The organism is Actinomadura geliboluensis (genome assembly GCF_005889745.1).
GTDB lineage: Bacteria > Actinomycetota > Actinomycetes > Streptosporangiales > Streptosporangiaceae > Spirillospora > Spirillospora geliboluensis.
The window spans coordinates 1-20,025 of the sequence record NZ_VCKZ01000137.1 but is presented as its reverse complement, the minus strand read 5'-3'; the positions used below and the strand labels follow the sequence as shown (position 1 = coordinate 20,025).

Sequence of the window (20,025 nt, the reverse complement as noted above, 5' to 3'; positions counted from 1 at the left end):
CGGCCAGGCCGTGGAGGTAGGCGCCTGCCGTGGCGGCGTCCAGGGCGGGGAGGCCGCCGGCCAGGAGGGCGCCGATCAGGCCGGACAGGACGTCGCCCGTGCCGGCGGTGGCTAGGCGGGGGGTGCCTGTGGGGTTGACCCTGACCGGGCGGTCGGCCTCGGCGATCAGCGTTGTCGAGCCCTTGAGCAGGACGGTCGCGGAGAGTTCGGCGACGGCGCGGCGGACGTGGTCGAGGCGGGCGGCCTCGATGGCGGCGCGGTCGGCGGCGATCAGGCGGGACAGCTCGCCCGCGTGCGGGGTGAGGACGGTCGGCGCGGCGCGGGCCAGCAGGTCGCGGCGGCGGGACAGGACGGTGAGGCCGTCGGCGTCGACGAGGACGGGCAGGTCGGTGGACAGGACCGCTTCGAGGAGGGACTCGGCGGCGTCGTCCGTGCCGAGGCCGGGGCCGACGACCCAGGACTGGACGCGGCCGATGCGCTCCAGGACCTTGGCGTCGTGGCGGCCGGGGTCGATGACCGTGGTGACGGCCTCCGGCCAGCGGTGCCGGACGAGCTCGACCGGGTGCGCGACGGAGGCGAAGCGGACCATGCCCGCGCCGCCGTGGACGGCGCCGCCGGTGCACAGGACGGCGGCGCCGGTGAACTCGTCGCCGCCCGCGAGGACTCCGACGACGCCGCGCCGGTACTTGTCGGACTCGGCGCCGGGCTCGGGCGGCTGGACGTCGGCCGGGCGCGGCGCGACGACGTCCGGGTCGGGCAGGTCGGGGCCGAGCCCGATGTCGACCAGTTCGACCACTCCGCAGTGGGACGCTCCGGGGTCGATAAGAAGGCCCGGCTTGTACGTGCCGAAGGTGACGGTGACGTCGGCGTGGACGGCGGCGCCGTCGACGCGGCCGGTGCTCGCGTCCACGCCGCTCGGCACGTCGCAGGCGACGACGAGGGCGGCGGACTCGGCGGCGAGCGCGGCGTAGCGGGCGTGCGGGTCGCGGAGGCCGCCGGTGCCGCCGATGCCGGTGAGGCCGTCGATGACCAGGTCGGCGCCGGCGATGGCGGCCTCCGCGCCGGTGGGCAGGAGGCGGCCGCCGGCGGCGAGGAGGTCGGCCAGCCCGGCTTCGTGGATCTTGGAACCGGCCTGCACGGCGCGGACGCGGGCGCCGCGCCGGGCGAGGCGGGCGCCGGCGTAGAGGGCGTCGCCGCCGTTGTCGCCGCCGCCGATCAGCAGGACGACGCGGGAGCCGTACACGGCGGGCAGGAGGCGGGCGCAGACCGAGGCGAGGCCGGCGGCGGCGCGCTGCATGAGGGCGCCGTCGGGGACGCGGGCCATCAGGGCCCGCTCCGCCGCCCGGACCTTGCCGACCTCGTGCGCGTACCTCATCCCCGGCTCCCCCGCTCGGTCATACGGACAGGGTGCCACGGAGGGCGCGTCCCAATCCCGCGCACCGGCCATTTGTACCTTGCGCTGCAACTTTCGGTGTCATGTGCGCAAAAGAATCATCGGCCGTAGAATCTTCCCCATCCGCTCCGATGTATTCGCACTGCGGCGCTCAGGTGCGGCAGAATGCGCCCTGATCAGTCCGCCGGGACTGGAGAGGCCCGAGTAGATGAGCACTTCCCGAGGTCCCTCCGTCCGGCAGCGCCGGCTCGCCGCCGAGCTCCGGAGGCTGCGCGAGCGCAGGGGTCTCACCGGGGACGAGGTCGCCGAGCGGCTCGCCTGGTCCACCGCCAAGGTGAGCCGGCTGGAGAACGCGCGGACCGGCGCGAAGATCGGCGACGTGCGGCGGCTGCTGGAGCTGTACGAGATCGACGGCCCCCGGCACGCCGACCTCATCTCGCTGGCGCACGACGCGGCGCAGCGCGGCTGGTGGGAGGAGTACCGCGACCTGCCGAGTTCGCTCGCGGATTTCATCGCCCTGGAGTCCGAGGCCACCGCGGCCAAGGAATGGGGCAGCACCGTCTTTCCCGGCCTGCTGCAGACCGAGGACTACGCGCGGCACGTCATCGGCGGCTGGAGCGACCTCGCCACGCTGCCGCCGCAGGAACTGGAACGCCGGGTGGACGTGCGAATGCGGCGCCGCGCGCTGCTGGACGGCCCGCATCCGCTGGAACTCTCGGTGGTGCTGGACGAGTCGGTTCTGCAGCGCCTGATCGGCGACCGGAAGGTCATGCGCGAGCAGCTCGAACATCTGTGCCGGATGACCGAGTCGCCGAACGTGACCGTGCAGATCCTGCCCTTGGGTATCGCACACTCGGTGTTGGCTGAATCGTTTATCCTTCTGGAATTCTCACCGGTGCATGACATCGTTTTCCCTGATATCGTGCACGTGGAATCCCTGACAATCAGCCACTTTGCGGATGAGGCTGTTACCTATATGTACAGGCTCGCCTATTCAAGCCTGGCGGGCCAGGCGCTGGACGCCGACGAATCCCGGCGGCGCATCGCCGCGGCCAAAGACGCCTGGTGACGGGTCCGCTAAGGGGCTCAATCCTTGTGAAAGGCACCGAGTGTCCCCTTTCGCCACTCCTGCTCCGCAATGGAGGAGAAGCGCCCACTGCGGGGCGAGCAACACGTGCGTCGAGATCGCCGCACTGGCCGGTTCGTCCCATTCCATCGGGGCGCGCGACGCCAAGCACGGTACGCAGAGCCCGGTCCTGTCATTCTCGTCCGGAGAGTGGCAGGACTTCCTCGAACGAGCCAAGAAGGGCGAATTCGATCTGGGCCGATGAGGCGGCGCTGAGCCGCCGCTGAGGCCCCCTTCCGCCGCCTCACGAGGGCCGGCGGAGGGCCATGCCGCACGGGCCGGGTCCACGCTAGACCCGGCCTGTCGCCACCCCACCCGAAACTCTGGTCCTACCTCGCCGCGCCGGTCACACGGGTACCGCGTCACCCGTCCGTGATCAGGCGTTTTTTGCGATCTTGTTACCGTGTGCTTGATGTACCGGCAGCGCGGCCGCGGACAAGGCAACTTTCGATGCAGGGAGCCGGAATGAGTTTCCGTGGGACACCCCCCGCCCAGTGGAGGAGAAGCACCCGATGCGGCGCCAGCAACGGCTGCGTCGAGGTCGCCCGTCTTGACGGCGAGGCGATATCCGTGCGCGATACCGAGGACACCGTGACGATCCTCAGGTTCGGCCCCGGTGAATGGCGCAGGTTCACCGAGCACGTTCGGGACGGCCGCTACGACCGCCCCTGAAAGAAACTCTGCAACTTGCATCTCCGCTGAGAATTCCAACCGGCCGGAGAATTTCATTTCACGATGGGCGAGATGATCGAGTGAGTGGCGTGCGTCACGCCACTCGGACGCCCTTCGGCACGCGGAAAAGGGGCGTCCGCAGCCGGGCGGTGGTCAGGGCGACGGCGCCCGCCGCGAGCGCGAGGTCGAAGGCCAGCCCCCACGGCCACACCGCCGCCTCGGCGTCCGGGTCGTGCCGGTGGGGGCCCTTGCCCTTGCGGGTGTCGCGCACGCTGCGGCTCAGCTCGCCCAGCGGGTCGGCCGACGGCGGCCGGCTGAACACCTGGTCGCCCACGACGATCCTGCGCTCGGGCAGCCGCGGCGCCGCGTCGGCGAGCACGACGACCGGGTTCGGGGACAGCAGCCACCAGACGCGCTCGCTGTGCTCGACGGTGTAGCCCTCGTACGGGGTGGTCCGGTGCTCGCCGGTGAACTGGAGGGCGATCGAGTACAGCAGCGGCGTCCCGGCGAGGAGGACGAACACCGTGATGTAGGACATCAGCACCGAGGTGATGCTGCGCGCGAGGACCGCCGACCACGCCTGGCTGATCGCGCAGACCACGCCGATGAGCAGGGCCGTGACGCTGAGGACGGCCTGCGCCCGCAGCGGGCTGATCACCCCTTCGGCGACCGGGAGCAGCAGGACCGGCAGCGTGAGCAGGAGGGCGGCCAGGCCCGTCCCCCACGCGGCGGCGAGCTTGCCGAGCGCGATCTCGCCGGGCGTGAGCCGGGTGACCTGGAGGGTGGCGAGCGTCCCGCGCTCCCGGTCGCCGTTGATCGACTGGCCGCTGAGCGCGGGCGTGACCAGCAGCGTCAGCACCAGCACCCCGAGCAGGACCCCGCCGAACATCGGGACGCCGGGCCGGTCGTCGGACGAGCCCCCGCCGGCCTCCAGCGCCAGCCGGAACAGCAGGCCGAGCCCGTTGACGGTCAGGAACCAGGCCGCGAGCAGCGCCTTCCACCGGCCCGTCCGCAGCCGGGTCCTGATCTCCTGCCGTGCCACCAGGCCGATTCCGCGCGCGGTCATCGCCGGTCACCTCCGGGTCTCGGTCATCGCCAGGTAGGCCGATTCGAGCGCGCCGCCCGCGGGGGCGAGCCCGCAGACGGGCACCCCGGCCTTGACCAGCTCGGCCAGCAGCGCCGCCGCCTCGGCCTCGGTGAGCGGGCCGACCTCGGCGCCGCCCGGCAGTTCGGTGGTCCGCAGCGCCGGCAGCCCGCCGGGCGGGTCGGCCAGGGCCGCGGCCAGCGGTCCGGGGTCGAGCGAGCGGACGCGCCACCGCACGCGCGACGACGTGCCGGCGAGCTCCGCCATCGTGTGCTCGCCGACCGTCCGGCCGTGGTCGACCAGGACGACCCGGTCGGCGATCTCCTCCAGCTCGCTGAGGATGTGGCTGGACACCAGCACCGCGACGCCCTCCGCCGCCAGGGAGCGCAGCAGGTCGCGCAGTTCGACGCGCGAGCGCGGGTCGAGGCCGGAGGCGGGCTCGTCCAGCAGCAGGACGCGCGGGCGGTGCACGAGGGCGCGCGCCATCCCGAGCCGCTGCTTCTGCCCGCGCGACAGCGCGTGCACCGGCCGCCCGACATGGTCGTCCAGGCGGACGAGGGTGAGCAGCGCCTTGACCCGGCGCTGCCGCTCCGCCTTCGGCAGCCCGTAGGCGTCCGCGAAGAACGCCAGGTACTCGTCCACCGTGAGCTGGTCGTACACGCCGAAGACGTCGGGCATCCAGCCGAGCGCGTCGCGCGCCCGCGCGGGGTGGGTCAGCGCGTCGTGCCCCGCGATCCGCACCGTGCCCGCGTCGGGCGCGAGGAGCGTCGCGAGGATCAGCAGCAGGGTCGTCTTGCCCGCGCCGTTCGCGCCGACGAGCGCCGTGACCTGCCCGTACGGGACGGTGATGTCGAGGCCGCGGAGCGCCTCCACCGGCCCGAACCGCCGTGTGACACCGTGCGCCTCGACACCGAGGCCGCCACTGGGGCCGCCACTGGGGCCGCCGTCTTCCGCCACCCGCCACCTCCGCCGCCGCCGGGCCGGTCCGATCTCGCTTGGACGCGGCCCGGAATCAGCGGGTTCCGGCGGGTCTACTCCACCGTGACGGACTTGGCGAGGTTGCGCGGCTGGTCGACGTCGTGGCCCTTGGCGGTGGCCAGCTCGCAGGCGAAGACCTGCAGCGGCACGGTCGTGACCAGCGGCTGCAGCAGCGTCGGGACGGCCGGGACACGGATCAGCGTGTCCGCGTACGGCTCCACCGACTCGTCGCCCTCCTCGGCGATGACGATCGTCCGGGCGCCCCGGGCGCGGATCTCCTGGATGTTCGACACGATCTTGTCGTGCAGCACGTCCCGCGCGCGCGGCGGCACCACGACCACCACCGGCAGGTTCTCCTCGATCAGCGCGATCGGGCCGTGCTTCAGCTCGCCGGCGGCGAAGCCCTCGGCGTGCATGTAGGCGAGTTCCTTCAGCTTCAGCGCGCCCTCCAGGGCGACGGGGAAGCCGACGTGGCGGCCGAGGAACAGCACGCAGTGCTCGCCCGACAGCGACCGGGCCAGCTCGCGGACCGGCTCCATGGTCTCCAGGACCTTGTCGACCTTCTCCGGCATCCGCTCCAGGAGCTGCACCATGGCGAACACCTCATCGCCCCACTTGGTGCCCCGCACCTGCGCGAGGTACAGCGCGATGAGGTAGACGGCGACGAGCTGGGTCAGGAACGCCTTGGTGGACGCGACCGCGACCTCCGGCCCGGCGTGCGTGTAGAGGACGCCGTCGCACTCGCGCGGCAGCGTCGAGCCGTTGACGTTGCAGATGCCGAGCAGCTTGGCCTTCTGCTCGCGGGCGTGCCGGACGGCCATCAGCGCGTCCATCGTCTCGCCCGACTGGGAGATCGCGATGACCAGCGTGGACGGCGACAGGATCGGGTCCCGGTAGCGGAACTCGCTGGCCAGCTCCACCTCGCAGGGCAGCCCGGCCCAGTGCTCGATGGCGTACTTGGCGATCAGGCCCGCGTGGTAGGACGTCCCGCACGCGACGATGATGATCTTGTCGACCTCGCGCAGCTCCTGGTCGGAGATGCGCATCTCGTCCAGGTGCAGCCGCCCGTCGGAGCCGATCCGGCCGAGCAGCGTGTCGGCGACGGCGCGCGGCTGCTCGGCGATCTCCTTGAGCATGAAGTAGTCGTAGCCGCCTTTTTCCGCGGCCGACACGTCCCAGTCGACGTGGTACTCCTTGATCTCGGCGGGACGGCCCTCGAAGTCGGTGACGGTGACCCCGTCGGCGCGCAGCTCGACGATCTGGTCCTGGCCCAGCTCGATCGCGTCGCGGGTGTGCGCGATGAACGCCGCGACGTCGCTGGCGAGGAAGTTCTCCCCGTCGCCGACGCCGACGACGAGCGGCGAGTTGCGGCGCGCCCCGACGACCAGGTCCGGGTTGCCGGTGTGCACGGCGACCAGCGTGAACGCGCCCTCCAGCCGCCCGCAGACGCGGCGCATGGCGTCGGCGAGGCCGCCGCCGGACTTCAGCTCGTCCTCCAGCAGGTGCGCGACCGCCTCGGTGTCGGTGTCGGACGCCAGGCCGTGCCCGGCCTCCTCCAGCTCGGCGCGCAGCGCGGCGAAGTTCTCGATGATCCCGTTGTGGATGACCGCGACGGAGCCGGTGCAGTCCACGTGCGGGTGGGCGTTCCGGTCGTTCGGCGGCCCGTGGGTCGCCCACCGGGTGTGCCCCATGCCCAGCGTCCCCGAGGGCGGCGGCTCCTCCTCCAGGGCGGCCCGGAGGTTCCCGAGCTTGCCCGCCCGCTTCGCCGTCGCCAGCTTCCCGTCGGCCAGCACGGCCACCCCGGCCGAGTCGTAGCCGCGGTACTCCAGCCGAGCCAGGCCCTCGACGACGACGTCGAGCGCCGGCCGGCCCCCTACGTACCCCACGATTCCGCACATGGCGGCAACTCTATTCGGTGTCCTGCCAGGGACCTACCCGCGGACGGCCCGGGCCGCTCCGCTAACGTGAACCGCCGGTGAAAACCCGGTGACCGGCTGACCAGCCCGGTTAATGTTCAGCCATGACGAGCGGATGGGACAGCGTGCCGAGCCCCTACGTGGAACTCTCCCGCGGCGCCTGGCGGGGCCTGCGCGAGAGCACCCCGCTGCCGCTCACGCCCGGTGAGCTGGACGCCCTGCGCGGCCTGAAGGACCCGATCGACATCACCGAGGTCGAGGAGGTCTACCTGCCGCTGTCCCGGCTGCTCAACCTGTTCTTCCTCGGCGACTGGCGGCTCCGCGACACCGTCAGCGGGTTCCTCGGCGGCGAGGTGCCGCCGACCCCGTTCATCATCGGCGTGGCGGGCAGCGTCGCGGTGGGCAAGTCGACGACGTCCCGGCTGCTGCGCACGCTGCTGGCCCGCTGGCCGGAGCACCCGACCGTGGAGCTGGTGACGACCGACAGCTTCCTGCACCCGAACGCCGTGCTGTCCGAGCGCGGGATCATGGACCGCAAGGGGTTCCCCGAGTCCTACGACCGGCGGGCGCTCGTCCGGTTCGTCTCGGAGATCAAGGCGGGCGCGGCCGAGGTGACGATCCCGGTGTACTCGCACCTGGAGTACGACATCGTGCCGGACGCGGCGCAGACCGTCCGGCGGCCCGACATCCTGATCGTCGAGGGGCTGAACGTGCTCCAGCCGGCGCCGCCCGGCACCCTCGGCGTGTCCGACTTCTTCGACTTCTCCATCTATGTGGACGCGCGGGTCGAGGACATCCGGCAGTGGTACATCGACCGGCTGTTCGCGCTGCGCCGCACCGCCTTCACCGACCCGCGCTCCTACTTCCACAAGTACGCGCACGAGCTGGACGAGGACGAGACCGCCGCGTTCGCGCAGCGCGTGTGGCGGGACGTCAACGAGATCAACCTCGTCTCCAACATCCTGCCGACACGCGCGCGCGCCACGCTCGTCCTGCACAAGGACCGCGACCACGCCGTCCAGCGCGTCCGCCTGCGCCGCATCTGAGCGGCCCTATCCCGGACCCTATCCGGCCCGTCGTCAGCGCCAGGGGCCGGTGACGGCGAACGTCGTGCCCGGCGTGTAGACGTTGACGAACATCGTCCGCCCGTCCAGGGAGAACGTGACCCCGGCGAACTCGCCCCACTCGGGCTCGTCCTCGGTGCCGATGTTCTGCCGGTTCCGGGCCATCGCGTAGACCTTCCGGCGGCGGGACACGCCGAACACGTGCTGCGCGCCGTTGCCGTCCTCGCACACCATCAGCCCGCCCTGCGGCGCCAGGCAGATGTTGTCGGGCGACTCGCCGGGCTTCTGCACGTCGGTGCCGGGCCCGAACACGATCACCAGGGTGAGCCGCCGGTGGCGCGGCTCGTACGACCACACCTGCCCGAAGTGGTCGGCGCGGGACCCGTCCGCCGTCTTGGCGAAGCTCGACACGAAGTAGACGCGGTCGCCGCCCCAGTAGCAGCCCTCCAGCTTCTGCGCGTGGGTGATGCCGCCGGGCCCGAAGTCCTGGAACCGGATCGGCGTCTCCTTCGCCAGCGGGTCGGGCACCTTCTTCCACTCGACGTGCTCGAACACGGTGCCGGGCTCCTGGACGACCGACAGGTCCGGGACGTCGGGGACGTGCAGCGCCTCCAGCCGTCCACCGGCGCGCAGGCTGCCGAACCCGCCGCGCGTCTCCTTCGGGAGGAACCGGTAGAACAGCCCGAACGGCTTCTCGAACGCGTCCTCGGTCTCGTAGACGGTGCCGTCGCGCGGGTCGACGGCGATGGCCTCATGCTGGAAGCGCCCCATCGCGGTCAGCGGCTCCGGGACGGTCCTGCCCTGCCGGTACGGGTCGACCTCGAAGATGAACCCGTGGTCCTTGGTGTAGCCGTTGGTGCCGGCCTTGTCCTCGGTCTCCTCGCAGGTCAGCCAGGTGTGCCACGGGGTCGGGCCGCCCGCGCAGTTGACGGCCGTCCCGGCGATGGCGACGCGCTCGGTGCGTACCCGCCCGGCGCCGTCGACCTCCAGCGCGGTGCAGCCGCCGAGGCCCTCGGGGTCGTAGGTGACGCCCTCGACCGGTGGCACCCGGTGCTCGGCGTCCGGGCGGTTCTCGTGGTTGCGGACGAGCCACGTCCGGCCGCGTCCGGGGAAGGCGGCCATGCCGTCGCAGTGGCTCGGCACCGCGCCCTCGCCCGAGCGCAGCGGCTCGCCCTCCCGCGACAGGACGGTGTACCGGAACCCGCGCGGCAGGTCGAGCAGGCCCTTCGGATCGGGCACGAGCGGCCCGTAGCCGTCGTGGCGGCCGGCCGGCGCGGCGGCGGCGCTCCCGGCGAACAGCTGCTCCACGGCGCCGGTGAAGGCGATCCCCGCCCCCACCGCGCCCGTCCCCGCCAGGAGCCGGCGGCGCGTGACTGACATGGGTGCACACTCCCTGGTCTGGAACGATCAAAACCCTCCAGCCCGTTGTAACACGCGTCACACCGGCCGGATATGGCACACCTCGACAGGGCGTGTCAGGCACGGCGCCGCCGCCGGGGCCGGGCACCGTTCAGCGGGGTTCGATCTCCGCCAGGTGGGCGACGACCGTCTCGCTGAGGGCGGCGAACGCCGCGACCTGCTCGGGGGTCAGCAGGTCGATGAAGTGGCGCCGCACCGACTCGACGTGGTGGGGGGCGGCCTCCTCGATCGTCCGGCGGCCCTCGCCGGTCAGCACGATGACGGCGGCGCGGCCGTCCTCGGGGCTGGTGTGCCGGGTGACGAGGCCGCGCTGCTGCATCCGGGTCACATGGTGCGACAGGCGGCTCGGCGACCAGCGCATGTGCGCGGCGAGCTCGGTGAGCCGCAGCCGGGCGCCGGGGGTCTCCGAGAGGTTCGACAGCACGTCGTAGTCGGCCTCCGACAGGCCCGAGTCGGCGGCGAGGTCCCGGGCGACCTGCTGGTCGAGCAGCAGGGACAGGCGCCGGTAGCCGCGCCACGCGCGGTCCTCGGCGGGGGTGAGCCAGCGGGGTTCGTCCATGGCCGCCAGCTTAGTTGACATGTCACATACATCGCGACTAGCTTCCTTGACATGTCAAATAGATCGTCGGCACCGGCCCCTTCCGCCGCGTCCTCCCTGCGCTACGGCCTGAACATCTCGACCTCGGCGGAGCCGGGCAGCGACCCCGTCGCCGACGCCCGCCGGGCCGAGGAACTCGGCTTCGACTTCGTGTCCGCCTCGGACCACCCGTGCACCGAGCACCCGACCATGGAGACCTGGACGATGCTGTCGTGGATCGCGGCGGCGACGTCCACGATCGGCGTCGCGACCCGCGTCCTCGGCGTCCCCTACCGCAACCCCGCGCTGGTCGCGAAGATGGCCGAGACCTTCGACCGCCTCTCCGGCGGACGGCTCGTCCTCGGGCTGGGCGGCGGCTACTCCGACGAGGAGTTCCGGGCGTTCGGCATGCCCGTCCCCACCGCCCGCGACAAGGTCGACGGCCTGGCCGAGGCCGTCCGCATCACCCGCGGGCTGTGGTCGGAGCGGGCGTTCACCTTCCACGGCCGCCTGCACCGGACCACCGAGGCGCATCTGGAGCCCAAGCCCGAACGGCGCATCCCGATCTGGCTCGGCACGTTCGGCCCGCGCGCGCTCGACCTGACCGGGCGGGTGGCGGACGGGTGGATCCCGTCCCTCGGCTTCGCCCCGCCCGAGCAGGCCAGGGCCATGCGCGCACGCGTCCTCACCGCCGCGGCGGACGCCGGACGCGACCCCGCGGAGATCACCTGCGCCTACAACGTCGGCGTCCGGATCGACGCGCGGGCCGGAGATGACCCGGGCATGGTCAGCGGCCCGCCCGGCCACGTCGTCGAGACGCTCCTCGGGTTCATCGAGATGGGCTTCACCACCCTCAACTTCATGCCCACCGGCCCCGGCCAGGACGAACAGGTCGAGCGGCTCGCCCGAGAGGTCCTGCCCGAACTGCGCAAAGCGGCCGGCTGAGCGCGGCACGCCGTCGCGGACCGGTGATCGGAAATGTCCGTCGCCGCCACGATCATTGAGCGATGACCGACACTCCCCCCGTCGAGGACGCCGCCGAGAGCGACCTCCCCCGCCTGCTCGTCGAACCGCCGTGGACCCGCCGGACGCCCCGGAGCACGGAGCCGGTCGTCCTCAAGGGCCTGAAGCGCCCCAAGACGCCGGCCGCCGAGTCCTGGCCGCCCGGGGTGCGCGAGGAGTGGCTGAAGGCGGCGGACGGCTTCCAGCGGGCCTACGAGCCGCTCCCGGCGGACACCGACTGGGCCGCGGTGGCCGAGCACTACCGCAGCGGCGCCGCGCTGGAGGACCCGCGCGGCGGGGACCGCGCCCGCCGGTACTACCGGCTGGTCATGGACGGTCCCGGCGACCTCGCCGACGAACTCCTCGCCGACGTGCGCTACCACGGCGACTGGGCCGGGTGGGTGTACCGGGTCCCGCTCCGGCACTTCGCCGCCCGGCGCGGCCTCGCCGCCCACCCGCTGATCCTGCACGCCGCCAAGGCCCACCTGTCGTGCGCGGAGGCGCTCGTCCCGTTCGTGGACGACGCCACCGCGCAACTGATGATCAACGCGCTCGGCCAGTTCGACGAGGCGGCGCGGCTCTGGTTCGGCTGGCACGGCCCGGCCGCGGCCCCGTTCGTCGTCCCGGAGGCGCTGCGCAAACCCGGGCCCAAGCGCACGAAGGCCGAGCAGGGCCTCGCGCTGATCGCCCGGGAGCACGGCGCCGGCTGCCTCACCGAGGCGGCGCGGACGTACGGCGAGGAGGCCGCCGCCGCGATCGCCGCGCTGGGCGTCGATCCGCTCGACCAGTACCCCGGCGAGCTGCCGGAATGGGACGAGGAGCGGGTCCGCGAGCAGCTCCCCCGGCTGCTGCTGCGCGGCCGGGAGCGGGCCCTGCCGGTGGCGGCCGCCCGGCACTTCGTGACCATGCTGCTGATCTCCACGCCGAAGGACCCGTACCCGGGCTGCGAGCAGGTCATCGAGCTCTGCGACCCCGCGTCCCTCGCCGAGTTCGCCTGGGCGCTCCACGAGAACCAGCGCGGCGGCGGGCTGTGGGCCGCGCCGGGCGTCCAGTACGCGCTGCGGCGGCTCGGCGACGCCGGGACCGCCGCGCGGCTGGCCGCCCGGATGGCCCGCTGGGACAACTACTACACCTGGACGTTCAAGGGCTTCTCGGCGCTCGACGTGCTCATGGAGATCGACGCGCCCGCCGACGAAAAGCTCCGCCACCTGGACCGCATCGCCCGCCGGGGCGCCGACGCCAAGCACCTGCGGCCGCGGGCGCAGGGCCGGCTGAACGCCGCCGCCCGCGAGCGCGGGCTGTCGCCCGAGCAGCTCGCGGACCGGCTCGTCCCCGACCTCGGGCTGGACGCCGACGGCTCGCTCGTCCTCGACTACGGGCGGCGCCGGTTCCGCGTCGGGTTCGACGAGCAGCTCAAGCCCTTCGTGACCGACGCGGACGGCAAGCCGCGCAAGACGCTCCCGAAGCCGGGCGCCAAGGACGACGAGACGCTCGCGCCGGCCGCCTACGCGCGGTTCTCCGAGCTGAAGAAGGAGGCCCGCGCCACCGCCGCCGACCAGATCAGGCGGCTGGAGGCGGCGATGTCGGCCGGACGGTCCTGGTCGCCCGAGGAGTTCGGCTCCCTCCTCGCCGGGCACCCGCTGATGCGGCACATCGTCCGGCGGCTGGTGTGGTCGGCGGGCGAGACCGCGTTCCGGGTCGCGGAGGACGGCACGCTCGCCGACGTCCACGACGACGCGTTCGACCCGGCGCCGGGCGCCCGCGTGACGCTCCCGCATCCCGTCGTGCTCGGGGAGAAGGCCGTCGCGGCGTGGGCGGAGGTCTTCGCCGACTACGAGATCCTGCAGCCGTTCCCGCAGCTCGGACGCCCCGTCCACACCCTTGTGGACGACGAGCGCGCCTCAAGCCGCCTCACCCGCTTCGAGGGCGCCACCGCCCATTTCGGCAGGTTCATCGACATGACGTCCCGCGGCTGGAAGCTGGGCGAGAAGGAGACCGGCGGGTTCCGCCGCCAGGTGAACCTCATGACGCCCGGAGGCCCGCACGTCATGGTCGCGTTCGAACCGGGCATCCGGGTCATCTCACCGGAGGAGTTCGCCGAGCAGACGATCGAGCGGGTCATGCTCATGACGGGCCCCTACTCCGGCGAGCAGCTCGCATTCGGTGAACTCGACCCGGTCACGATCTCGGAGACGCTCGCCGAACTGACGCGCCTCACCGGCTGACCGGCCGGCCCTTCCGTCCACCGATCGGTGGACGGAAGGTTCAACCGGTCGAGGCTCATGCGGACATGGGCTCCACGACCAGGCTTTTCCGCATGACGAACCTCCCTGTGCGCATGGCCCGGTGGAGCGCCGGGCACCCCTGGCGCGGCATCGCGGCCTGGTTCCTGTTCGTGGCGCTGTGCCTCGGCGTCGGAGCCTCGGTCGGCGGGCACGCCGCGACGACCGAGGACTTCTGGATCGGCGAGGCCGGACGGGCCGAGGCCCTGGCCACCGAGGGCGGGCTCCAGCAGCGGCCCGTCGAGCACGTCCTCATCACCGGTCGGGGGCCGGCGGCCGACGCGGCGGCGCAGGACGCCGCCGCGCGGATGAGGGCGCTCCCCGAGGTCGCGTCGGTGTCGGCGCCGGTGCGCTCGGCCGACGGGACGGCGGTCCGGGTCGACGTGGCCCTGAAGGGCCCCGAGCTCGAAGGCAAGGACCACGTCGACCCGCTGCTCGCGCAGACGGCCGCGGTGCGGGCCGCCCATCCCGGAGTGAAGGTGGAGGAGACCGGCGGCCCGTCCATCAGCAAGGGCGTCGGCGAGCTGCGGAGCGACGACCTCGCCCGCACCGAGGTGATCGCCGTGCCGATCACGCTGGTCACGCTGCTGGCGGTGTTCGGCTCCTTCGCGGTCGTCGTCGTGCCGGTGGTGCTCGCGCTGTCCTCGATCGCGGCGGCGATCGGCCTGTCGATGCTCGCCTCGCACGCGTTCCCGGACGCCGGGATCGGCGCGAGCATCATCCTGCTGATCGGCATGGCCGTCGGCGTCGACTACACGCTGTTCTACCTGAAGCGGGAGCGGGAGGAGCGGGCGCGCTCCGGCGGCCGGCTCGACGCGCGGGCGACGGTGGAGCTGGCCGCCGCCACGTCGGGGCGCGCCGTGGTGGTGTCGGGGCTGGCGGTCGCCGTGTCCAGCGCGACGCTGTACCTGGCGGACGACGTCATCTTCTCCTCCATCGCGACCGCCGCGATCGTGGTCACTCTGGTCGCGGTGGTCAGCTCGCTGACCGTCCTGCCCGCCGTGCTGGCGAAGCTCGGCGCCTGGGCGGAGCGGCGGGCGGCCCGGCGCGGCCGTACGCCGAAGGCGCCGAGGATCGGCACCGGCCGGATCACCCGGGCGATGCTGCGCCCCACGGGCCGGCGCCCCGCCGCGACGCTGGCCGTGTCGGCGCTGGCGATGCTCGCGCTCGCCGCACCGCTGCTGACCCTCGACCTGACCGACATGGGCCGCGACAGCCATCCCCGCGAGATCGCCGCGATGCGCGTGTACGACCGGCTGAACGCGGCCTTCCCCGAACTGAAGGCCACCCACCAGATCGTCGTGAAGGCCGGCGCGGGGGACACCGGCGAGGCGCGGGCGGCCCTGGCCGACCTGGCACGGCGCGCCGAGCGCGACCCGCTGCTCGCCGGGACGTCCGAGCTGCGCACCTCGCCGGACGGGCGGATCAGCGTCCTCGAACTCCCCGTGCCGCACCACGCCAGCAGCCCCGAGGCGCAGCGGTCCCTGAACCGGGTGCGGGACGAGTACGTCCCGGCGACGACCGGGCGCCTGGACGCCGAGACCGCCGTGACCGGCGACGTGGCCCGCTACGCCGACTACCCCGAGCACCAGGAGCGCAAGCTGCCGATCATCATCGGCGCGCTGCTGCTGGTCACGTTCGCGATGACGGTGTGGGCGTTCCGCTCGGTCGTCCTCGGCCTGGTCGGCGTCCTGCTGAACCTCCTGTCGGCGGGGGCGGCGCTCGGCCTGCTGACCGCCGTGTTCCAGGGGACGTGGGCGGAGGGCCTGCTTGGCTTCACCTCCACCGGCTCGATCGGCTCCCGCGTCCCGCTGCTGCTGCTCGTGATCCTGTTCGGCCTCTCGATGGACTACCAGGTGTTCGTGATCAGCCGGATCCGGGAGGCGGTGCTGCGCGGCGTCCCGACCCGGCAGGCCGTGCTGGACGGGATCGGCGGCTCGGCGAGCGTCGTGACCAGCGCCGCGTTCGTGATGGTGACGGTCTTCGCCAGCTTCGTCCCGCTGCACATCATGGAGATGAAGCAGATGGGCTTCGCGCTCGCGGTGGCCGTCCTGCTGGACGCCGCCGTCATCCGCATCATGGTGCTGCCCGCGCTGATGCTGCTGCTCGGCGACCGCTGCTGGTGGCCCGCGCGGAGCGTGCGGCGGGCCCGGGACGGCGGCGCCGAGAAGATCCCGCAGGCCATAGGCTGACCGGCATGCCGATGCCGCAGCCCGGTGAACGCCCCCAGGTGCGCGCGCTCCGCCGCTGGTACGTCACCGCCTGGGTGGTCCTCGGGCTCGTCCCGCCCGGCATCGCCGTGTGGGACCAGCCCGAGGGGACGCGGTCGGCCACGCTGGCGCTGCTGTCGGTGCTCGCCCTCAGCTACCCCGTCACCGGGACGTTCCCCGGCGACCCCGTCCTCCGCCGGACCGCGTTCCTCGGCGTGCTCGCCGCCGGGATCGGCGCCGTCTCCTACGAGATGGACGGCGCCGCGTCCCTGCTCATCGCGTCGCTCCCGCACTTCTGGATCTTCGCGGGGAGCCCGCGGCGCGCGGTCGTCCTCAGCGGCGCCGCCGCCGCGGCCGCGGTCGCGGGCGACGCCGTCCGGGCGGCCCCCGACGGGCCGCTGCTCACCGGCAACGCGGTCGCCGCGCTCATCGGGTACGCGGCGAGCGTCCTGTTCGGGCTGTGGATGCACCGGGTCGTCGGGCGGCACGACGAGCGCGCCCGCGCCCTCGCCGCCGACCTCGCGGACGCCGAGCGGCGGCTCGCCGAGGCGCAGCGCCGGCAGGGCGCCGCCGACGAGCGGGAACGCCTCGCCCGGGAGATCCACGACACGCTCGCGCAGGGGCTGGCCTCCATCGTGGTGCTGGCGGAGGCCGCGCGCGACGGCCTCGGCACCGACCCCGCCGGGAGCGCCCGGCAGCTCGCCTCCATCGAGCGGACCGCGCGGGAGAACCTCGCCGAGGCGCGCGTCCTCGTCGGGGCCGCGGCGCAGGCCGAGGTGGCCCCCGCGTCCATCGCCCGGACGCTGCGCCGCACCCTCGACCGGTTCGCCGAGGACACCGGGCTCGCCGTCACCGCCGACCTCCCGGACGTCGACTGCGACCAGACGACCCGGATCGCGCTGCTGCGCTGCACCCAGGAGTCGCTCGCCAACGTCCGCAAGCACGCCGCCGCGTCCGCGGTCGGGGTCGTCCTGGAACGGCGCCCGCACGGCGTCGAACTGGAGATCACCGACGACGGGCGCGGGTTCGCGGTCGGCGCGGCCCGGGGGTTCGGCCTGGACGGCATGCGCCGCCGGCTCGCCGAACTCGGCGGCGAGCTGACCGTCACCAGCTCACCAGGCGACGGCACCCGCGTCTTCGCCATGATCCCCCTGAAGGCATGACATGACCGGCACCCTGCGGATCATCGTGGTGGACGACCACACCGTCATGCGCGCGGGCGTCGTCGCGCTGCTGGCCGCCGAACCCACCATCGAGATCGTCGGCGAGGCCGGCGACGGCCGCGAGGCGATCGCGCTCGCCGAGCGGCTGCGGCCCGACGTCGCCCTCCTCGACCTGCGGATGCCCGTGCTCGACGGCGTCGCCGCCACCGCCGGGATCGGCCGGTTCGGCACCCGCGTGCTCGTCCTCACCACCTACGACACCGACACCGAGATCGAGCGGGCGATCGAAGCCGGCGCCATCGGCTACCTGCTGAAGGACACCACCCGCGACCAGCTCGTCGACGCCATCCGCGCCGCCGCGCGGGGCGAGACGGTGCTCGCCCCGCGCGTCGCGGAGAAACTGGTCGCCCGGATGCGCCGCCCCGAGCCCGCCGCGCTGACCGCCCGGGAGATCGACGTGCTGCGGGCGGTCGCCGACGGCCTGTCCAACGCCGAGATCGGCAGGCGGCTCGTCATCGCCGAGGCGACGGTCAAGACCCACCTCCTGCGCGTCTTCGCGAAGCTCGACGTCGGCGACCGCACCCGCGCCGTCGTCGTCGCCATGGAACGCGGCCTCCTCGGCGACACGCGCTAGTCGGCGCCCGCTAGTCGGCGCTCGCCACCGCGAGGGTGCGCAGGCGGAACGTCGCCAGCAGCGTCGCCGCCGCCGTCACCGCGACCAGCAGCGCGATCGCGACCGGCAGATCGACCGTCGAGGTGACCGGGGACGCCCCGGTCAGCGCGTCGGTGACCGACAGGCACCACTGCTGGATGGACGCCGACTTCGCGCCCGGCGCGAAGCTGCCGAGCAGCGACTCCCAGACCAGCGCGTACAGCAGGCCGATCGTGACGGCGTTGCGGCTGGCGACCGCGAGCGCGACGAACACCGCGCTGTAGGCCACCCCGCCGATCAGCACGCCGACCGCGAACGCCGGCGTCAGCTGCGCCGTCGTCCCGCTGAGCACCAGGCCCGTGAGCAGCGTCGGGACCGTCGCGAACGCCGTCACCAGGACGATCGCCACGACGAGCTTCGTCAGCACGATCACCTCGCGCGGGATCGGCTTGGTCAGCACGTACATGATCTGGCCGTCGTCGATCTCCGGCCCGATCACCCCGGTGCCCGCGATCAGCGCGAGCAGCGGCAGCAGCGTCGCGAGCCCGAACTGCTGCAGCACGCCCGCGGAGACGTCCAGGTCGTTCTGCCCGGTCGCGCGGAGCACGACCGCCAGGATCAGCATCATGAGCGGCAGCCCCAGCAGGAGCAGCGCCCGCTTGCGCCCGAGCATCGCCCGGAACGTGATCATCGCAATGGTCGGGTTCATCTCGCCACCAGGTAGGAGAAGACGCTTTCGAGGGACTCGTCGGCCGGGGAGACCTCCCAGAGGCGCACGTCGGCGTCGCGGGCGACCTGCGGCAGCAGCAGCGTGAAGCGCTGGAAGTCGACCGCCTCCACCCGCAGGCCCTTGTCGGTGAGCTGGACGCTGCGCGCCGAGCCGTCCGCGATGACCGAGGCGGCCAGCCGGCGGTCGTCGGACGAGCGGACGAGGAAGATGTGCGGCCGGTCGGTCATCAGCCGGCGGATCTTGCGGAAGTCGCCGGACGCGGCGTGCCGGCCCGCGACGATCACCTCGATGTGGCTGGCGAGCCGCTCGACCTCCTCCAGGATGTGCGAGGAGAACAGGATCGTGCGGCCCTCGTCGGCCATCCGCTGGATGAGGTCCATCAGCTGGAGGCGCTGCCGCGGGTCCATGCCGTTGAACGGCTCGTCCAGCAGCAGCACGGGCGGGTCGTGCACCAGCGCCGACGCCATCTTGATGCGCTGCTTCATGCCCTTGGAGTAGTTGCCGATCGGGCGCCCGGCCGCGTACTCCATCTCGACGAGGCCGATGGCGCGGCGGGCGGCGGCGTCCGGGTCGGGCAGCTTGTGCAGCTTCGCCATCGCGTTGATGAACTGCTCGCCGGTGAGGAAGTCGTACGCCGACTCGCGCTCGGGGACGAGCCCGAGGCTGCGGTAGGCGGACGGGTTCCGCCAGATCGGCGCCCCGTCCAGCGTGACGCTCCCCGACGACGGCGCGAGGAATCCGCCCATCATGTGGATGAGCGTCGACTTGCCGGCGCCGTTCGGGCCGAGCAGCCCGGTCACGCCGGGACCGACCCTCATCGACACGCCGTTCACGGCGACGACGTTCCCGTACCAGCGGGACACGTTCTCCAGGATCAGCTCGCTCACGAGAGGCCCGCCTTCCTAAACCGGCGGTACAGGACCGCGATCGAGCCGACGACGATGGCGGCGCACAGGGCGAGCGCGACGACGCCGCCGGTGACGCCGGGCGCGATGCCGGGCGAGGACGACTCCGCGCCGAGCAGCCTCACCTGGACGATGTCCACCAGGTTGAACGGGGTGAGCAGCCCGATCCAGCCCTGCAGGGTGAAGTTCGTCCGCGCCTCGGCGATGCCCTGCACGGCGCCGACGAACGCGGCGCTGATCATGTAGACGGCGATGACCGCGGCGACGCCGAACCCGCGCCGCGGCGTGAACGCCGCGACGACCATCCCGATCGCGGCCAGCACCAGCGCGTACAGCACGCAGCCGACGAGGGCGCCGAGGTAGTTCAGCAGCTGGTCGCCGGAGTCGGGCATCTTGGTGATCAGGCCGCCGACGTACAGGACGGTGACGGGCACCGCCATCAGCGCCAGCAGCGCGGTCGTCAGCGCGGCGCCCTTCGCCAGGACGAAGTCGAGATGGCCGACCGGCCGGGAGAAGTACAGCGGGATGACGTGGAACCGCACCTCGCGGGAGGCCAGCACCGGCGCCTGCGTGGCCAGGAAGATCGCCACGATGACCTGCATGATGTTGGCGTAGGACGCGTAGCGGAACAGCGCGTCCGGCTCCTTGCTGAACGCGAACGCCGCGACCGACCCGGCGGCCGGCAGCAGCATGATCCCCGCCAGCAGGAACGGCATGACCTTGGCCCGCGCGGGCCGGCCGAGCCCGAACGCGGCGCGCAGGTTGTGCACGTACAGCGACCGCAGCACGTACGCGCGGCCGTTGCGGCGGCCCTCGTAGTGGCGGTAGCCGATGTCGTGGATGGTGCTCGTG

18 protein-coding genes are annotated in these 20,025 nt (G+C 73.0%); 9 read left to right on the top strand and 9 right to left on the bottom strand.

The window, feature by feature from the left end:
- Positions 1-1,375 (bottom strand): NAD(P)H-hydrate dehydratase (locus ETD96_RS19615; protein ID WP_138637921.1); only part of this gene is annotated, 1,375 nt, incomplete at its 3' end.
- Positions 1,376-1,601: 226 nt separating this feature from the next.
- On the opposite strand from ETD96_RS19615, the gene ETD96_RS19610 reads away from it, so the two are divergent.
- The 3 genes from ETD96_RS19610 to ETD96_RS19600 all read left to right on the top strand — a co-directional run bounded on the left by ETD96_RS19610 (position 1,602) and on the right by ETD96_RS19600 (position 3,191).
- Positions 1,602-2,462: a helix-turn-helix domain-containing protein gene (locus ETD96_RS19610; RefSeq protein ID WP_138637920.1), complete on the top strand. Its 861-nt coding sequence runs from the start codon at positions 1,602-1,604 to the stop codon at positions 2,460-2,462.
- On the top strand, positions 2,353-2,724 hold the full coding sequence (locus tag ETD96_RS19605; RefSeq protein ID WP_138637919.1) for a DUF397 domain-containing protein: 372 nt from the start codon (positions 2,353-2,355) through the stop codon (positions 2,722-2,724). Before ETD96_RS19610 ends, ETD96_RS19605 begins: the two co-directional genes overlap by 110 nt.
- Before the next feature lie 245 nt (positions 2,725-2,969).
- The gene (locus ETD96_RS19600; protein WP_338072574.1) at positions 2,970-3,191 is read left to right on the top strand and encodes a DUF397 domain-containing protein; all 222 of its coding nucleotides are present in this window, start codon (positions 2,970-2,972) and stop codon (positions 3,189-3,191) included.
- Between the two features lie 94 nt (positions 3,192-3,285).
- Here ETD96_RS19600 and ETD96_RS19595 read toward each other — a convergent pair whose 3' ends face one another.
- The 3 genes from ETD96_RS19595 to glmS form a co-directional block, all read right to left on the bottom strand.
- Positions 3,286-4,257, bottom strand: coding sequence for an ABC transporter permease (locus ETD96_RS19595; RefSeq protein ID WP_138637917.1), 972 nt, complete (start codon positions 4,255-4,257; stop codon positions 3,286-3,288).
- Between the two features lie 6 nt (positions 4,258-4,263).
- Positions 4,264-5,232 carry an ABC transporter ATP-binding protein gene (locus ETD96_RS19590; protein ID WP_138637916.1) on the bottom strand — a complete coding sequence of 323 codons (969 nt, stop codon included), beginning with the start codon at positions 5,230-5,232 and terminating at the stop codon, positions 4,264-4,266.
- 74 nt (positions 5,233-5,306) lie between these two features.
- Complete coding sequence (gene glmS, locus ETD96_RS19585) at positions 5,307-7,151, bottom strand: glutamine--fructose-6-phosphate transaminase (isomerizing) (RefSeq protein WP_138637915.1); 1,845 nt, start codon at positions 7,149-7,151, stop codon at positions 5,307-5,309.
- Between the two features lie 122 nt (positions 7,152-7,273).
- On the opposite strand from glmS, the gene coaA reads away from it, so the two are divergent.
- The gene (gene coaA, locus ETD96_RS19580; RefSeq protein ID WP_138637914.1) at positions 7,274-8,215 is read left to right on the top strand and encodes a type I pantothenate kinase; all 942 of its coding nucleotides are present in this window, start codon (positions 7,274-7,276) and stop codon (positions 8,213-8,215) included.
- 33 nt (positions 8,216-8,248) lie between these two features.
- On the opposite strand, the gene ETD96_RS19575 is transcribed toward coaA, so the two are convergent.
- Both ETD96_RS19575 and ETD96_RS19570 read right to left on the bottom strand, forming a co-directional pair.
- Positions 8,249-9,613 carry an alkaline phosphatase PhoX gene (locus ETD96_RS19575; RefSeq protein ID WP_138637913.1) on the bottom strand — a complete coding sequence of 455 codons (1,365 nt, stop codon included), beginning with the start codon at positions 9,611-9,613 and terminating at the stop codon, positions 8,249-8,251.
- Positions 9,614-9,743: 130 nt separating this feature from the next.
- Positions 9,744-10,211, bottom strand: a complete 468-nt coding sequence (locus ETD96_RS19570) for a MarR family winged helix-turn-helix transcriptional regulator (protein WP_138637912.1) — start codon at positions 10,209-10,211, stop codon at positions 9,744-9,746.
- A gap of 51 nt (positions 10,212-10,262) precedes the next feature.
- On the opposite strand from ETD96_RS19570, the gene ETD96_RS19565 reads away from it, so the two are divergent.
- The 5 genes from ETD96_RS19565 (at position 10,263) to ETD96_RS19545 (ending at position 17,520) form a co-directional block, all read left to right on the top strand.
- Positions 10,263-11,174 (top strand): LLM class flavin-dependent oxidoreductase, encoded by a 912-nt coding sequence (locus ETD96_RS19565; protein WP_138637911.1) that lies wholly within the window; start codon positions 10,263-10,265, stop codon positions 11,172-11,174.
- A 62-nt stretch (positions 11,175-11,236) separates the two neighbouring features.
- On the top strand, positions 11,237-13,456 hold the full coding sequence (locus tag ETD96_RS19560; protein ID WP_138637910.1) for a DUF4132 domain-containing protein: 2,220 nt from the start codon (positions 11,237-11,239) through the stop codon (positions 13,454-13,456).
- Positions 13,457-13,548: 92 nt separating this feature from the next.
- On the top strand, positions 13,549-15,705 hold the full coding sequence (locus ETD96_RS19555) for an MMPL family transporter (RefSeq protein ID WP_138637909.1): 2,157 nt from the start codon (positions 13,549-13,551) through the stop codon (positions 15,703-15,705).
- A 5-nt stretch (positions 15,706-15,710) separates the two neighbouring features.
- On the top strand, positions 15,711-16,886 hold the full coding sequence (locus ETD96_RS19550; RefSeq protein WP_138637908.1) for a sensor histidine kinase: 1,176 nt from the start codon (positions 15,711-15,713) through the stop codon (positions 16,884-16,886).
- Position 16,887: 1 nt separating this feature from the next.
- Complete coding sequence (locus ETD96_RS19545; protein ID WP_138637907.1) at positions 16,888-17,520, top strand: response regulator; 633 nt, start codon at positions 16,888-16,890, stop codon at positions 17,518-17,520.
- 10 nt (positions 17,521-17,530) lie between these two features.
- Here ETD96_RS19545 and ETD96_RS19540 read toward each other — a convergent pair whose 3' ends face one another.
- From ETD96_RS19540 to ETD96_RS19530, 3 genes are all read right to left on the bottom strand, one after another.
- Entirely contained in the window at positions 17,531-18,247 is a 717-nt protein-coding gene (locus ETD96_RS19540) for an ABC transporter permease (protein WP_138637906.1), read from the bottom strand.
- Positions 18,244-19,155, bottom strand: a complete 912-nt coding sequence (locus ETD96_RS19535) for an ABC transporter ATP-binding protein (protein ID WP_138637905.1) — start codon at positions 19,153-19,155, stop codon at positions 18,244-18,246. Before ETD96_RS19535 ends, ETD96_RS19540 begins: the two co-directional genes overlap by 4 nt.
- On the bottom strand, positions 19,152-20,025 hold an 874-nt coding region (locus tag ETD96_RS19530; protein ID WP_138637904.1), incomplete at its 5' end, for an ABC transporter permease. The genes ETD96_RS19530 and ETD96_RS19535, both read right to left, overlap by 4 nt.

Bases quoted from the DNA above. Each gene is read 5' to 3' on its own strand.
- ETD96_RS19610 (WP_138637920.1), top strand. From the start codon at position 1,602: ATGAGCACTTCCCGAGGTCCCTCCGTCCGGCAGCGCCGGCTCGCCGCC.
- ETD96_RS19595 (WP_138637917.1), bottom strand. From the start codon at position 4,257: ATGACCGCGCGCGGAATCGGCCTGGTGGCACGGCAGGAGATCAGGACC.
- ETD96_RS19545 (WP_138637907.1), top strand. From the start codon at position 16,888: ATGACCGGCACCCTGCGGATCATCGTGGTGGACGACCACACCGTCATG.
- ETD96_RS19605 (WP_138637919.1), top strand. From the start codon at position 2,353: ATGAGGCTGTTACCTATATGTACAGGCTCGCCTATTCAAGCCTGGCGG.
- ETD96_RS19540 (WP_138637906.1), bottom strand. From the start codon at position 18,247: ATGAACCCGACCATTGCGATGATCACGTTCCGGGCGATGCTCGGGCGC.
- ETD96_RS19565 (WP_138637911.1), top strand. From the start codon at position 10,263: ATGTCAAATAGATCGTCGGCACCGGCCCCTTCCGCCGCGTCCTCCCTG.
- ETD96_RS19575 (WP_138637913.1), bottom strand. From the start codon at position 9,613: ATGTCAGTCACGCGCCGCCGGCTCCTGGCGGGGACGGGCGCGGTGGGG.
- coaA (WP_138637914.1), top strand. From the start codon at position 7,274: ATGACGAGCGGATGGGACAGCGTGCCGAGCCCCTACGTGGAACTCTCC.
- ETD96_RS19570 (WP_138637912.1), bottom strand. From the start codon at position 10,211: ATGGACGAACCCCGCTGGCTCACCCCCGCCGAGGACCGCGCGTGGCGC.
- ETD96_RS19550 (WP_138637908.1), top strand. From the start codon at position 15,711: ATGCCGATGCCGCAGCCCGGTGAACGCCCCCAGGTGCGCGCGCTCCGC.
- ETD96_RS19555 (WP_138637909.1), top strand. From the start codon at position 13,549: ATGACGAACCTCCCTGTGCGCATGGCCCGGTGGAGCGCCGGGCACCCC.
- ETD96_RS19560 (WP_138637910.1), top strand. From the start codon at position 11,237: ATGACCGACACTCCCCCCGTCGAGGACGCCGCCGAGAGCGACCTCCCC.
- glmS (WP_138637915.1), bottom strand. From the start codon at position 7,151: ATGTGCGGAATCGTGGGGTACGTAGGGGGCCGGCCGGCGCTCGACGTC.
- ETD96_RS19600 (WP_338072574.1), top strand. From the start codon at position 2,970: ATGCAGGGAGCCGGAATGAGTTTCCGTGGGACACCCCCCGCCCAGTGG.